Raw genomic sequence first — 16,222 nt, 5'->3', positions numbered from 1 at the left:
CATGGACAAAAACACTTCAAAAGAATGGATTTTAGTTCTCGATTTTGGCTCGCAATATACCCAATTGATTGCCCGCCGCATCCGGGAGTGTGATGTTTATTCTGAGATCAAACCCTACCATTATCCGGTCCAAAAAATAAAAGAAAATCGCCCTGCCGGCATTGTCCTTTCCGGGGGGCCGTCTTCCGTTTATGCAGACCAGGCGCCCCTGCCCGATCCCGAAATTTTTGAGCTGGGGATTCCTGTCCTGGGCATTTGTTACGGATTACAGGTAATCGCGCATCTTATGGGTGGAGAGGTAGACCGAGCCCGCCGCCGGGAATACGGCCGGGCTGCGCTGACTCTTTTGTCGGACGAGGACCTGTTCGACGGCGTCGATAACCCCACACAGGTCTGGATGAGTCACGGAGATCATTTGACGCGGCTCCCTGAAGGATTTGAGGTGATTGCCTCCACAGAGAATTCACCCATTGCCGCCATCCGGCATCCGGAAAAGAAGATTTTTGGCATTCAGTTTCATCCGGAGGTGGTTCATACCCTGCAGGGAATGGAAATTTTCCGCAATTTCTTGTTTAATGTGTGCAGGTGCGAGGGAAACTGGTCTCCCGAATCCTTTTTAAAAACAACCATTCGCTCGATTCGTAAAACCGTGGGGTCCGGCCGTGTGATCTGCGGGGTGAGCGGAGGCGTGGATTCTACAGTTGTGGCAGAATTATTGCATCGTTCTATTGGGGATCAGTTGACGGCCATTTTTATCGACAACGGTCTGTTACGAAAGGGGGAGGCCAAATGGGTGCAGAATTTCTTTCGCAAGCAATTGAATATCCAACTGCATTTTGTGGATGGCTCCCGTGATTTTTTGGATCGCCTTAAAGGGGTGGTGGATCCCGAAAAAAAGCGGAAAATTATCGGCGAGGTTTTTATCCGGCTCTTTGAAGCCGAGGCAAAAAAACTGGGTCATGTGGAATTTCTGGCGCAAGGAACCCTCTACCCGGATGTCATTGAAAGCGTGTCCACGGTGGGCCCCTCGGCCTCTATTAAATCCCACCACAATGTGGGAGGATTGCCTGAGAAGATGTCGTTTAAATTAATCGAGCCCCTGCGGGAATTGTTCAAGGATGAGGTGCGAAAAATCGGGGCTCTTTTGGGGATTCCGGATGACATTTTGAACCGGCACCCTTTTCCGGGGCCGGGATTGGCCGTCCGAATTGTGGGTGAAATTACCGAAGAACGACTGAATATTTTGCGTGAAGCAGACGACATATTTATAAACACCCTGCGGGAACAGGGGTGGTACGAAAAAGTCTGGCAGGCCCTGGCGGTTTTGCTGCCCGTAAAATCTGTGGGCGTGATGGGGGATGAGCGGACCTACGGAAATGTAGTGGCCCTGCGGGCTGTCACCAGCCAGGATGGCATGACGGCCGACTGGGCGCAGCTGCCGTTCGATTTGCTGGGTCGCGTTTCCAATCAGATTATTAATCAAATTGCACGTGTCAATCGCGTTGTTTACGATATCAGCTCGAAACCACCCAGTACCATTGAGTGGGAATAAAGCCTTGAAACGGATACATCAAATTAAGGGGTTCTTATGTGTGGAATTGTCGGTTATATTGGCACGGAACAAGCCGTCCCGATCCTAATTGATGGCTTAAAGCGGCTGGAATATCGAGGCTACGATTCGGCAGGAGTAGCGGTTGTTAACAACCGTCAGGTTTTTGTAGAGAAACAGCTGGGGAAAATCTCAAATCTGGAAGCATCGTTAAAAAATGCTCCAATCGATTCAACACTTGGAATCGGACACACCCGATGGGCCACGCACGGGGTGCCCAGCGTGGCAAATGCCCATCCCCACACGGACTGCACCGGAAGCATTGCCATTATCCATAATGGAATCATTGAAAATTTTGCCAGTTTGCGTCAGGAATTGCAGAGCAAGGGGCATGTGTTTCAATCTGAAACAGATACGGAGGTTTTGGCGCATCTCGTTGAGGAATTCTATGACGGTGATCTGGAGAAGGCGGTTCGGTATGCCATTTCGGAGGTTATCGGAACCTACGGCATTCTGGTTGTTTCGGCCAAAGAACCGGATCGTATTATTGCCGCCCGAAATGGAAGTCCCCTGCTGATTGGGGTGGGAAGTCATGCTAATATGGCCGCTTCGGATGCAACAGCGATCATCAAGTACACGCGGGATGTGGTGTATCTGGATGACGGAGAACTGGCCGTGCTGACACGGGACGGTTACACAACCAAAACGATTCGGAATCAGCGGACCAATAAGCATGTGGAAAAAATCTCCTTCGATTTGGACCGCCTGGAAAAGGGCGGATTTGATCATTTCATGCTGAAGGAAATTTTCGAACAGCCTCAAACCCTTCGCGACGCCATGCGCGGCCGGGTTCAGGTAGAGAATGGAACGGTTCGGCTGGGGGGCCTGAGTGACCATCTGCAGCAGCTTCTGGATGCCCGGCGCATTTTACTGACCGCCTGCGGAACGTCGTGGCACGCCTCGCTCATCGGCGAGTACATTCTGGAAGATTTTCTTCGGATCCCGGTTGAGGTCGATTATGCGTCCGAATTTCGTTACCGGAATCCCGTCCTGGATCAGGAATCCGTGGTGATTGTTGTCAGCCAGTCCGGCGAAACAGCGGACACCCTGGCCGCGCTTCGGGAAGCCAAAAAACGGCGTTCGCCCGTATTTGGAATCTGTAATGTGGTTGGCAGCAGTATTGCCCGCGAAACCGTTGCCGGCGTTTACCTGCATGCCGGACCCGAAGTGGGGGTGGCTTCGACCAAGGCCTTTACCGCGCAGGTGACCACCCTGACCATGCTGGCCATTTTAATGGCCCGGAAAAAATGGATGAGCAAGGAAGAAGGCCGCCGGATTTTGGTGGAACTGGAGTCCATTCCCGACAAAATATCGGAAATTCTGAAGGCCAATGCCTCCATTCGGGAGATTGCCAAAAAATTTGTGGACAGCCGGAATTTCCTTTACCTGGGCCGGGGGTACAACTTCCCGGTCGCTCTGGAAGGGGCCCTGAAGATGAAGGAAATTTCCTACATTCATGCGGAAGGGTATCCGGCAGCCGAGATGAAACACGGCCCGATTGCGTTAATCGACGAAAATATGCCGGTGGTTTTTATTGCCATTAAGGACAGCACCTACGAAAAAATTATCAGCAATATTGAAGAAGTAAAAGCTCGTGGGGGACGGGTCATCGCGATTGCCACGGAAGGGGACGACACGATCAAAGAAAAGGCCGATCACGTGATTTACGTGCCGGAAACCCTGGAGTTTTTGTCTCCGCTGGTGACGATTATTCCGCTGCAGCTTCTGGCGTATCATGTGGCTATTTTGCGCGGGTGTAATGTGGATCAACCCAGAAACCTTGCCAAAAGTGTCACAGTTGAATAAGACAGCCCCCTTCACGGGGAAATTTGTGATTTTTCCGGTGTTTCCGGTTTCGGTTGATTTCTGTCATGCAAATTTTGACTAAAGGGAAAAATCCTGCCATAAATTTGAATAGGGATGTCAGTGTAAAACAGTTGGGAGACCATATGAAACGGGTTATTTCTGCACTAATTTTTATTTTCTTACTACATTCATCATTCAACGCCTTTGCCGTACCCAACCACCAGTTGCAGGCTCAAGTCAATCCGGAGGTGGAAAAGGCCTATCAGAAAGGACTTCAGTTGTTTAAAAGCGGCCGGTACGACGTGGCGGCCTGGGAACTGCAGAACATGTTGATTCTATTTCCCAAAAACCACCGAAAGAGTTCAGCCCTTTACCTGATTGCCCGTGCCCGATTTCACGAAAAAAAATATGCAGAGGCCAACGAGGCACTTAAACAATTACTGCAGGAATTTCCAAAATCGAAATACCGTTACGATGCGCTTTTTCTGGAAGCCGCAATCGCTTATCAGCAGAATAATATTCCGAAAACCCTGGAATTGCTTCAAAAGATCATCGATGACAGCAAAAACAAAACCCTGGTGCAGCAATCGGAAAAAATCGCCTATAAAATTGTGGTTTCACATTACGCCCTTTCCGATATTTCGGACTTAAAAAACCAGTATTCATCGTCTAATCTGAAACCCGTCTGGATGCTGGCGGAGGCGTCAAAGCTGATTGCAGTGGGAGACTACCAACAGGCCAAAAAGAAAACAGAATCCTTTTTGAAGGCGTTTCCCAACAGCCCTCTGAGGACCGAGGCTCTGGCATTGAAAAAAATTCTGGCCGAAAGCCCGACCCTTGCCCTGAAAATTGGGGTGATTCTTCCGCTCACGGGGTTCTACAGCGAGCAGGCCAGGGACGTCGCCAACGGGATTCAAATGGCCTACGATACCTGGAAAAACAGCCATGCCCGAACGAATATTCACCTGGAGATTTTCGATTCCCGCGGAAACATCGTTGAGGCTCTAAAAACCACCCAGAGACTGGTGGCCAGTAAAAAAACACTTGCCCTCCTGGGGTCGCTTGAAAGCAATCCGACGGCCGCCATTGCGGCGGTTTCAAGCTATGGGCCAATTCCCATGCTGGCTCCTACCGGTACCGAAAACGGCATCGCGGACCTGGGAGAAAATGTATTCCAGATGGACGGAAATATTGACATCCGCGGCAAAATCCTGGCCGAATATGCCATTCAGAAACTGCACCTGAAAACATTTGCCATTTTGGCTCCTGCGGACGAATACGGAAAACAGATCACCGACAGTTTTGCAGCCACGATTGATCAGCTTGGCGGGAAAATCCTGGCAGAAACCTGGTACTATGAAGGCGCCATGGATTTTAAAAAGCAGCTCTCTCACATCAGGAATGTGGGCCTTGAAAAAATGGTGTGGGATTCTCTTCGGGCGGCGTACCCCAATTACGCTGACCCGCAGATCGATTCCCTGTTTGCCATTGAAAAAGTAATTCGCCGCGAAAAAAATCAGAACCGGGTCATTAAAAAGCTGGCCGATTCCACAGCCGTTCCCGTAACCTCGATCGATGGCATCTTTTTGCCGGTTTACACGGAGGATATCAAATATATTGCGCCTCAATACGCCATGTTCAATATCCAATCGCAAATCCTTGGCGGGGATTACTGGAAGGATATCAACATCTTGAACGATAACAACCGGTACATAAATGGCGTCATTTTCACAACGGATGTTTACGTAAACGAAAATGACCTGCCCTATTTACGGTTCAAGAATCAGTACAGAATGACATTTAAGTCATCCCCTTCCAAGTTTTCCATTTTGGGTTACGACACCATGCGTTTCCTCTTGAAGGTAATCGGTGCGGGGAATTACACAACAGCGGATGTACTGAAGGCCTTGAAAAAAACGGACACCTTTGAGGGCCTGCACGGCACCTTTAAATTTTCAAACGGAAGCCGGGTGAATTCGGGGATGGTTCTTCTGCGCTATGAAAATGGGGCATTTCGGCGGGTGAATTGATGATTTGAAAACCGAACATTGAAACCCCGGGCCAGACAGATCCGGGGACAAGAGGATAATTGTTATTTAGTTTATCAAATAGCGGATTTTACTTGATTTTAATGAAAATTTCATTAAATTTATTAAGTTACATTCTGGAGAATTAATTGGCTGATTGGGATAAAAAAATTCAAATGCGGCTTAAACAAGCCGGAAATTTGCCCAGGCATATTGCCATTATTATGGATGGAAACGGGCGATGGGCGCGCAAGCGCGGATTGCCCCGAGTGGCCGGACACCGTGAAGGGATAAATTCCGTCCGGGATGTGGTGGAAGCCTGTGGACAACTGGGGATAGAGGTGTTGACGCTTTACACCTTTTCCACCGAAAACTGGAAACGGCCAAAGGAGGAGGTTTCCTATTTGATGACGCTTCTTGTGCGCACCATTAAGAAGGAAATCAAAGACCTTCAGAAAAATAATGTTCGATTACTCCTCATTGGTCATTTGGAAGACCTTCCGGACACGACCCGCAAGAGCCTGGAAGATGGGATTGAAAAGACCAAAAATAACACGGGACTTAAATTGGTGCTTGCGCTGAGTTACAGTGGAAGGCGCGAGATTCTGGATGCGGTTCAAAAAATTGCAAAAGCGGTTTCATCCGGGAAAATTTCTCCTCAGCAAATTGATGAAAACCTGTTCTCGAATTATCTCTATACGGCGGGCCTGCCCGATCCGGATTTGCTCATTCGAACCAGTGGTGAATTACGCGTGAGTAATTTTTTGCTCTGGCAGATGGCTTACACGGAAATGTACATCACGGACGTGTACTGGCCTGATTTCCGCCGGAAGGAACTTTATGAGGCCATTCAAGTTTACCAAAAAAGAGAGCGCCGGTTTGGATTGGTAAGTGAACAATTGCATCCCCCGCTTTCCAAAGTTCACACCCACAATGGGTGATGGTTTAACTGTGAATCAGGTTGTCCACAATCGTTTATCCTTACAAATAAATCTATGAAATCGCGCAAATGGGTTCTTATTTCGTTAATTGTTTTTTTAGTTGTTGTGGTGGGTATTCAACTCTCCTGGAAGATCTTCTCAATTAACGATCGTCTCCTGACACTCCTGCTTGGTGAAATAAAGCCAAATGTACAAGGAAATGTGTCCATCGAAAAACTGGAAGTTAAATTAGGCACAATTCACCTCAAAGGGATTAAAATTGAATGGGAAAACCAGCCCTACATCGTTGATGTAAAAGATTTGCGTTTAGGGTTTAATCTGTTCAACCTTCTGAAATACAATTTTAATCCCCTGCGATTTATTTCGGACATTGTGGTTGATCATCCCCGGTTTGTATTTAAATATTCGCCGCACATGCTTACCTACACCCAAAAGGGAAAAAAGGCCTCGGTCGATTCTCTAACAAAAGAAACGCTGCCTGACAAATATCGTCAGCGGCTCATCGATTTTAAATTTGTTGGGAGAATTGTGATGACTCAGGGCGTCGTGGGCATTCAGGATTCGAGCGGAAAAACACACGAGATTATTCAAAATCTGGATGGGTGGATTAATACCGAAAATCTTTCAAAAGCCATTGTTCGAATGAATGGACGATTTTTGGGGGCCAGGCAGGACAATCTGGGGGTAAACGGGCAAATCAATGTAAAACGGGGAATTTTGGATTCCCTGCGGCTGAATATTATTAATTCGAATCTGACTCAGGCCTTTCCCGAAAAAATCCTGAGGCAGTTCAAGATCAGACGAGGGGAAATGAGCGGACGGCTTCTTTTGACCGAAAAGAATCCGAAATTACCCCAAAAACTGAATCTGTCCGGAAGCGTTCAATTACGCAAGGTGGATGTGGATTTTCTTAATGGAAGAATTCCGGTTCGGAATCTTTCATATACGATTAAAATCCGACACTGGAATGCAGAGCTGATCGAGGCTACCCAGGACGTTTTGGGGAAACAGATTCGGGTAGAGGGAAAGATTACAAATATTTTGAATCCGAATCTTCATTTGTCGCTGGTTTCGGAGGCTTTTAAAGTAAGGGACATTCTGAAAACTGTGGCTCCGCGCTGGAAAAGAAAGATAGCGGGCACCGTTCGGGCGACCGTGCAGGTATCCGGAGCGGCGTCCAACCCTGAAATTTCCGGAAGCCTGTTCGGAGCCGGTTTGTCGTTCAATGGCCTTCCGGTGCATCGGGCGGCGATTTTATTTTCGTGGAAAAAATCGAAACTTTCCGTGAAACATGCCGTGCTAAAGTCGCGGGAGCTCCGGGCAACCCTTTCAGGGCATCTGACCCAACCGGGTAAAAAGGCAAACGCTGTTTTTGCCTATCGCATTCACGGAGATATATTGCCCCTTTTAAAAACGGCCCCGCTTCGGAATGTGGACAAACTGCTTCTTTCTTTGAACGGAAACCTGCGGATTGAAAAGGGAAGTCTGGTGAATGCCTGTGCCTTCTCAATGACCGGGGTCGGTGAAAAAATCGATTCACTGCAGGTGGCAGGTTCCTCAACCTATCAAAACCGCTTTTTTCAACTTACCCTTAAGGAACCGAAGGGGACTTTCAGGGGGCGCTTGACCCTGGCTTACAACCAGCCCAAGCCCGTTTTGGATGCGGAACTCCTTCATTTGGGGGGAACTTTCTGGGATGTGTTGCCCGTGCCTTTTGAGAAACATCTAAAGAAGCATCTCACCGTCAGTCTGAAAATAAACGGGCAAAATTCAAACTATGCCTACACCGTTGTGGCCGAACGCAAAAACACAGAAAGCCTGATTCCAAGCCTTTTTCAAGTTGACGGGGCAATCGCCGTTAAGAATCGGGAGGCGACGGTTTCGGGAAGCATTCAATACTTTCCCCTGTCCGGGGCGGCTGTTTCCGGCGATATCCACCTTAAAATTGATCCCAAAACCGTTGCCCTTCAAGAGTATCGGCTTGGGAACTACTATTACATGACCGGGACACTCAATCGAAAAAATCAGGCGATCAAGGCGCAAATTCAAATCGACCGGGCGCAATTGTCGCATGTTTTTGACGGAATTTTGCTGCAACCGATTTTGAATGTCCACGGGTACATGACGGGGCTGGTCAGCCTTTGGGGAACCCTTTCCGATCCCAAAGTCGTCGGGCAGCTCAATTTGAAACAAGGGATATTTAACGGATACGGGTATTACAACGGCCTGATTTCATTCGAGTTTGCGGAAAAACTTTTCCGGGTCGACCAGTTGGTTTTAAATCGGGACCGCGAGCAGATTTTGGCCGTTATTGGTGAAACCAACATTTCCGACCGGGAACTGAATTTTCAAATCCACGGGAAGAATGTGGATATGAAATTTCTGTCCCAGCTATTTGGCAGCCGTTTTAATTTTTTGTCGGGGCGGTCTACGTTCGATCTATCGCTTCTGGATCGATGGGAATCGCCCGATATTCGGGGACATCTGGAATTTCGGAAGGGGCGGTTGTTTTTTGTCAATTACGATCGAATGTCGGTGGATTTGGGTAAGAATCCTTCGGAAGTGAATAATGGAAGCGGGCAATCCGGTATTCGGATTCGCAAAATGACGCTCATCCGGGAACATAAATTCACCGTTCACTCGACCGCGTTTTTTCCATTCTCAAATAATCGGGAAATGGATGTCCGAATAAAGGGGAACGGAGATTTCCTGGCGCTTTTACTGGAGAATATTCCCTTTTTCAGCCGGACGGCCAGTCAATCGGCATTTTCCTTTTCAATTGGCGGAACCTACGGTGCTCCCATTTATACAGGGGGAGCGGTTGATTTTAAGAAGGGGGAAATCGACTTTCAGGATGTGCTTCCGCCTGCCCGAAATCTTGCGGGGCAGGTGCGGTTGGAACCGGAAGGGCAATTCATTCATATTCTCCGTTTAACGGGCAAACTTGCGGGGGAACCGATTGTTATGAAATCCTTTGGTCAGGACCTGAAGTCGCGGCGGCCGCTGGAACCGCTGATTATTCATTCCTGGGGTCTGAATTTTGGTGTCATTGGTTTGAGAACCGGTCAAAAAGGCATCCCGGTTCACATCCCCGGCATGATGGGAAAGGGCGAAAAAATATGGGTTGTTGCAAAGGGCAAGACCCCCGAAGAATATTTTTATCTGGCCGGGCCATCTGAACACCCCACGCTCCGCGGGTTTGCGTACATCCGGGATGGAAATATCACCTATCCATTTAATGAGGCAAAAAAGAAGACCGAGAAAAAGAATGAAAAACCGGATTTTATAACCGATGTTTTGAATCGGATGGTCTGGGACATAACGGTCATGCCTCAGAAAAATGTTCATTATGTGAAGAGTATTGCAGGATTACTGGACAAGGTGTGGATTAATGCCATTGTGACCTCGCCGGAAAATGGCCTTCATTTTTCGGGGACCATCTCGGACCAAACCTTTCGGATTGTCGGGAAAATTGAATCGACCCGCGGAACCATTGAGTACCTGGATTTGAATTTCTCCGTAGAAAAATTTGGGGTTGAGTTTGACCGCTCTCAGATTTTGCCCATTATTTACGGTCGCGCCCGCACAACGGTTACCGATTCCACAGGGTTTCCGTACAATATTTATCTGACGCTCTACACGGTAGACCCCGTGACGAAAATCGAGCAGGAAAGAGGGCGCTGGGGCCAGATCCATTTTCGCCTGTCCACAGACAATCCCAATATCGGCACCTCCGAAGGTCAAATTCTCACATCGCTGGGCTATTATTCGCTGGGCTATTCATCCAAAAGTAATGCCAAGTTGAGAAGCATGGCCACCGATGTAATCGGAATCAGCGCCGACCGGCTTTTGTTGAGACCTCTCTTCCGCCCGGTGGAACGGCGATTGGAGGCCGCTCTTCATGTGGATATGGTGAGTTTCCGGTCGCGCTTTGCCCAAAATATGATTGAATTGAATTACAACCGGGATATTTATTACAGCCGGCAGATTGACCCGCGGTACCTGATCTTCCGAAGCACGCAGCTTACGATTGGAAAATATTTGAAAAATAATTTATTTTTATTATATTCTGGAGAGATCGAAGCGGGTTTGGACCCGCGGTATCAGGAAAAAGGTGTAGGACTTAAGCACACATTTGATCTTGAGTATCGAATTAAACCGAACCTTCTTCTGGAACTACAGTATAATTACGATAGTTTATTGCTGTTACATAAACAGGACTTACGTTTGCAGGTAAGATATTCGTTCATGTTTTAATTCGCTTTCGGCGGGTTAAAATGGTTTCACACATTCTGATCGGTGTTCTCCAACTCAGGCGCGTTTTCGAAAGGGCTGGGGAATAGGAATCTAAGGCACGATGGAGGCATTGAAAATGTTGCATTTGTGGAAAAAAATTATTACTTTTATTTCAATTTTTGCAATGGTATTTCTCGTATTCGAGGGTAATTTATTCTCTCAGGAAAAACCGTCAGTAAAAATCCTGGGAGTCCGCATCGAAGGAAATGTGACCGCCGATCCGGATATTATTAAATTAACGTCCGGATTATCTGAAGGCCGGGTGATTACCGGGGATGTGATTCAATCCGCTGTTAAACAATTGTGGTCTCTGGGAATCTTTTCAAACATCCAGATCATTCTCGACAAGGAAATGCCTCAGGGTGTTTTTCTGATTATCCGGCTGTCTGAATATCCCCGTTTGAAAGAGTACACGATTGAGGGGAATAAAAAGATCAAGACAAAAGCCCTGAAGGATGAGATTGAGATTTATCCGGGGCAGGTCATTAATCCAAACCAGATTCTCCAAACCAAGCGCAAGATACTCAAGCTTTATTCCAAAAAAGGCTATTTGCTGGCTCAGGTAAATACCAAAATTGACACGCTTCAAAAGGGGCGCAAGGTAGCCGTTCATTTTATTATTAAGGAAGGGAAAAAGGTTAAGATCAAGCGAATTGATTTTAAGGGGAACAAATTCTTTTCCGACGGCAAGCTGAAAAAACAGTTTAAGAAGACAAAAGAAGATCGCTGGTGGTGGTTTGGTGGCGATTTTAATGAAAAGGAATACGAGAAAGACAAGGAACACCTCCTGGATTTTTACCACAAAAAGGGGTTTCGCGATGCTGAAATCGTAAAAGATTCTATCTATTTTGATAAAAAACGCGAAAATATGTTCATTGACATTACGCTTAACGAGGGCAACCGGTATCGGATCCGGAAAATTACATTCAGCGGGAACAAGCTTTTCAGCGACAAACAGCTTCGTTCCATGCTGGGCTTCAGCGAAGGTGACTATTACAATCAGGAGGCCATTAAAAAGGCCGTCTCGGAAAAAATCGGAGGATTGTACTACGACCGCGGGTATATTTTTGCCCAGGTGGTTCCCATTGAAACACCTGTAGGCAAGGACGAATTGGACATCAATTTTCAGGTGCAGGAAGGAAATCCCGTTAAAGTACGGCGAATCGATATTGTCGGCAATACGAAGACAAAGGAGAAGGTGGTTCGGCGGGAATTAAGGATTTTCCCGGGTGACACTTTCAGCCGGGCGGCCCTGATGCGCAGCCAGCGGGAAGTCTTCATCCTGAACTATTTCAGCAATGTGGTGCCCGATGTGAAACCGGTGGACGATTCTCATGTCGACCTGAAATTCAAGGTGGAAGAAAAATCAACCGATACCGCCAACATGTCCGCCGGCTGGAGCGAGCGCGACCGCTTGATCGGGAGCGTGGGCGTGGCCATGAACAACCTGTTCGGAAATGGCCAGCGCCTGAATTTCAACTGGACGTTCGGACGCTACTACCGCGATTTTCAAATCGGCTTCACGGAACCCTGGTTGAACGATACCCCGACGCTGGCCGGGTTTAATATCTACGATACCAAACGGGAAGCGTATTACATCGGCTACAAACAGATCAGCCGCGGCGGTTCTTTTCGGATTGGCCGCCGGCTTACCTGGCCGGACAATTATTTCCGCTGGGACTGGGTTTACCGGATTGACCAGACCTCTCTGTCGGATTTTTCACAGTACATTATTGAGCGAAATCCGAACGGAATTGTTACCGAACACTGGCCGCTCACCAGCAGCAGTGTCACACAGATTTTGTCCAGAGACAGCCGTGACCGGCCGGAATTTCCCACGCAGGGCTCGCAGATGAATTTTTCCACGGAAGTGGCCGGCGGTGTTCTGGGTGGAAACGTAGACTACTATAAGACCGAATTCGGGATCAACTGGTTTTTCCCGTTTTTCTGGAAGTTGGTGCTTCATTCGGAGACCCGAATGGGGTACATGGACGGATTCACCAAATCCTCCCGGATTCCGTATTTAGACCTGTTTTTCCTCGGCGGCGACGGTTTATCCCGGTCTATCCCGCTTCGCGGGTATGATGACCCCCTGGCAGGCGGAACCGTCTACTCCGATGGCGGCCGCACGATGTTCAAGCAATCCCTGGAAATTCGATTTCCGATTGTTTCCAATCCGACGGCTTACGGTCTTGTGTTTGCCGAAGCCGGAAACATCTGGTCGAGCCTCAGCAATACCGATCCGTTTGATTTGAGGCGGTCCGTTGGCGTGGGGGTCCGCGTGTTTATGCCGATGATCGGAATGATCGGTTTCGATTATGCCTACGGTTTTGACAATGTGGATAAGTACGGAAATATTAAGGGACAGTGGAAGCCGCATTTTGTGTTCGGACGAGGATTTTAATATTTGAGAAAGTGAGGCCGGGAAGCTTAGGCGGAAGAAAAATCATTCCCGTTCCTGTAATCATCTAAAATAAAAAATGGAGGTAGTTGTGAGAAGATCAATGAAAAGTTTGGCTTTTTTAGTTGTGGCCACATTTTTAACCCTGGGAGTCATGGGGTCAGCTTTTGCCCAGTTAAAAATCGGATATGTTGATTCACAAAAAATACTGGCAAATTACAAAGAATCCATTGACGCACAGAAAAAAATGGATGCTCAAAATGCCAAATGGCAGCAGGAAATGCAGGACATGCAAAAACAGCTGAAAGATTTACAGGATCAGCTGGATGCCCAAAAGCTGCTGTTGAGTGATGCCAAGAAAGAAGAAAAACAGCGCGAAATACAGGACCTGTATCTGAAAATTCAGAAATTCCAGATGCAAAAATGGGGACAGAACGGTGAGTTGTATCAATTAAATCAGAAATTAATGCAGCCTATCATTCAGCAGATCAACCAGGTCATTACAAAGATCGGTGAAGAAGAAAAATTTGACTACATTTTTGACACCGTTCAGGGAAATATTGTCTACGCAAGCAAGAAGCAACCGGATTTGACAGACAAGGTTCTGGAAGAGTTGAATAAGAGTGCGGGCACCTCTTCAACGAAAAAATAAGAAGCAGGACCCATGCGCATTTCTGAAATTGCCAGGCTGGTGAACGGAACGGTTTACGGGGCGGCGGATGTGGACATTACGGGTGTTGCCCCCATTGAATCCGCTAAAACCCACGACCTTACGTTTTTGGCCAATCCCAAATATGCTAAATTTTTAAAGGAAACAAAAGCGGCTGCGGTGCTGGTTCCTCAGGGAAAATGGGAATCGTCCGCAGCTCTGATTTTTGTGGACGACCCCTATTTTGCATTCACCCAGGTTTTACAGCAAATGGTTCCCTTAACCCTGGATCAGCCGTGCGGTGTTCACCCCACGGCTGTTTTGGGAGAAGAGGTCACTCTGGGAAAGGAGGTCTCCATCGGTGCCTTTGTGGTTCTGGAAGATAACGTGCACATCGGAAACGGAACCGTGATCTTTCCTCACACCTTTATCGGCCGTCAGTCCCAAATCGGAGAAAAGTGTACCATTTACCCCAATGTCAGCATTCGCGATCGGGTTTCGATTGGCGACCGCGTGATTATTCATTCCGGGGCTGTCATTGGCAGCGATGGTTTCGGTTTTGCCCCCAAGGACGGTGTGTACCACAAGATCCCTCAGATCGGCCGGGTGGTTATTGAGGACGATGTGGAGATTGGGGCGAATTGCACAATTGACCGGGCGGCGCTGGGCGAAACCCGGCTTTCAAAAGGGGTGAAGCTGGATAATCTGATCCAAATCGGCCACAATGTGACCATCGGAGAACACACGGTCATTGCCGCACAGAGCGGTATTTCCGGAAGCACGAAGATTGGCAATCATGTGGTTGTTGGCGGCCAGGTGGGATTTGTGGGTCACATTACGATTGGAGACAGAAGCATGTTCGGCGCACAGGCGGGCGTGACCAAGTCCGTGCCGGGAAACAGGGTCTATTCGGGATATCCGGCCCGGGAGCACCGAAGCCAGCTTAAAATAGAGGCCAACGTCCAAAAATTACCGGAATTAGTGAAACGCATCAAGGCTCTGGAACGGCGTCTGGAATTACTTGAATCGAAGAAAAATTTGTAGGCAAAAATAGTCAGAGGAAAAATGCTAAAGAATCAGCGTACGATTAAAAAACCCGTTTCGCTTTCGGGTGTTGGACTTCACACAGGGAACAACACGACATTAACCTTCAAACCGGCACCCATTAATACGGGTGTCCGGTTTGTTCGCACAGATTTACCGAATCGGCCTGAAATACCGGCGGTCATTGAGTACGTTGTGGATATTTCAAGGGGAACGACGATTGGAATCAATGGGGTCAAGGTGCACACGGTGGAGCACGTTTTGGCAGCGATCTTCGGCCTTGAAATCGACAATGTTTTTGTTGAACTCAACGGAAACGAGCCCCCGGTGGGAGACGGCTCGGCCATGCCGTTTGTGGAAAAATTGGTGGAAGCGGGTTTCGAAGAGCAGGATTCACCCAAAGAAATTCTGGTTGTGGATGAAACCATTACCTATTCGGAGGAAGACCGGGGAGTGGACATCGTTGTTTTCCCGTCCGACGAATTTCGGATTACGTTTATGGTGGATTACAAAAATCCCGCACTTGGAACCCAGTACACGTCCATGTATTCGCTGTCTGAGGAGTTTGTGACCGAATTTGCGCCTGCCCGCACCTTCGTTTTCCTGCACGAGGTAGAGGAGCTTGCCAGACAGGGCCTGATCAAGGGCGGAAATTTTGACAATGCCATCGTGATTATTGACCGCGAACTGAACCGCTCGGAATTGGATCAACTGCGCAACATGCTGAATTTGAAAGAAGATATTCAGCCGAGCACGAATGGTATTCTCAACAACAAACAACTGCGGTTTAAAAATGAACCCGTCCGCCACAAGGCACTCGATCTCATTGGTGATCTGGCACTGCTCGGAATCCCGATTCAGGCCCACGTTTTGTGCGCCCGGTCGGGGCACAAAGCCAATGTTGAACTGGTCAAAAAAATCAAGAAAATTTATGAAAAAAAGCTCATTACGAGAAAATACCAGCCTCTGAAAGAGAGCGGTTACGCGCTGGATATCTCGGCCATTCAAAAGATTTTACCCCACCGCTATCCGTTTTTGCTTGTGGATCGAATTATCGATTTTATTCCGCAGGAGCGGGTGGTGGGCATTAAAAATGTAACCATTAACGAGCCTTTCTTCCAGGGACATTTCCCCGGGGAACCCATCATGCCGGGTGTGCTGATTGTTGAGGCCATGGCTCAGGTGGGCGGCGTAATGCTGCTGAATTCCCAGGATTCTCCAAAGGATAAATTGATCTATTTTATGGGGATGGACAATGTGCGATTCCGGAAACCCGTGCGTCCCGGAGACCAGATCCGCTTCGAACTGGAAATGATCAAGTACCGGCGCACCACATCAAAAATGTCGGGGAAGGCCTTTGTGGATGGTGATTTGGTGGCGCAGGCCGAATTGCTGGCCATGGTCGTTGACCGGGAGGAAGCAAAGGTTCGGTAAGAGCGGTGTCTCAAT

At 48.1% G+C, this 16,222-nt stretch carries 9 protein-coding genes; all 9 read left to right on the top strand.

The features are described 5' to 3' along the window. Position 1: 1 nt before the first annotated feature. Positions 2-1,552 carry a glutamine-hydrolyzing GMP synthase gene (guaA, locus tag GXO76_06450; protein NOY77495.1) on the top strand — a complete coding sequence of 517 codons (1,551 nt, stop codon included), beginning with the start codon at positions 2-4 and terminating at the stop codon, positions 1,550-1,552. A 36-nt stretch (positions 1,553-1,588) separates the two neighbouring features. Beyond that, positions 1,589-3,415, top strand: a complete 1,827-nt coding sequence (gene glmS, locus GXO76_06445; GenBank protein NOY77494.1) for a glutamine--fructose-6-phosphate transaminase (isomerizing) — start codon at positions 1,589-1,591, stop codon at positions 3,413-3,415. A gap of 143 nt (positions 3,416-3,558) precedes the next feature. Further along, positions 3,559-5,445: an ABC transporter substrate-binding protein gene (locus GXO76_06440; protein NOY77493.1), complete on the top strand. Its 1,887-nt coding sequence runs from the start codon at positions 3,559-3,561 to the stop codon at positions 5,443-5,445. 173 nt (positions 5,446-5,618) lie between these two features. After that, positions 5,619-6,383, top strand: coding sequence for an isoprenyl transferase (locus tag GXO76_06435; GenBank protein ID NOY77492.1), 765 nt, complete (start codon positions 5,619-5,621; stop codon positions 6,381-6,383). Between the two features lie 54 nt (positions 6,384-6,437). Beyond that, the gene (locus GXO76_06430) at positions 6,438-10,640 is read left to right on the top strand and encodes a hypothetical protein (GenBank protein NOY77491.1); all 4,203 of its coding nucleotides are present in this window, start codon (positions 6,438-6,440) and stop codon (positions 10,638-10,640) included. 163 nt (positions 10,641-10,803) lie between these two features. Beyond that, positions 10,804-13,083 (top strand): outer membrane protein assembly factor BamA, encoded by a 2,280-nt coding sequence (gene bamA, locus GXO76_06425; protein ID NOY77490.1) that lies wholly within the window; start codon positions 10,804-10,806, stop codon positions 13,081-13,083. A 100-nt stretch (positions 13,084-13,183) separates the two neighbouring features. Beyond that, positions 13,184-13,732: an OmpH family outer membrane protein gene (locus tag GXO76_06420; protein ID NOY77489.1), complete on the top strand. Its 549-nt coding sequence runs from the start codon at positions 13,184-13,186 to the stop codon at positions 13,730-13,732. A 12-nt stretch (positions 13,733-13,744) separates the two neighbouring features. Continuing rightward, positions 13,745-14,773: a UDP-3-O-(3-hydroxymyristoyl)glucosamine N-acyltransferase gene (gene lpxD / locus GXO76_06415; protein NOY77488.1), complete on the top strand. Its 1,029-nt coding sequence runs from the start codon at positions 13,745-13,747 to the stop codon at positions 14,771-14,773. A gap of 21 nt (positions 14,774-14,794) precedes the next feature. After that, positions 14,795-16,207, top strand: a complete 1,413-nt coding sequence (locus tag GXO76_06410; protein NOY77487.1) for a bifunctional UDP-3-O-[3-hydroxymyristoyl] N-acetylglucosamine deacetylase/3-hydroxyacyl-ACP dehydratase — start codon at positions 14,795-14,797, stop codon at positions 16,205-16,207. Positions 16,208-16,222 lie beyond the last annotated feature (15 nt).

Source organism: Calditrichota bacterium (genome assembly GCA_013151735.1).
In the GTDB taxonomy this organism is placed as follows: Bacteria; Zhuqueibacterota; JdFR-76; order JdFR-76; family BMS3Abin05; genus BMS3Abin05.
The sequence above is the reverse complement of the archived record's forward strand: the minus strand, read 5'-3'. Positions and strand labels throughout refer to the sequence as shown.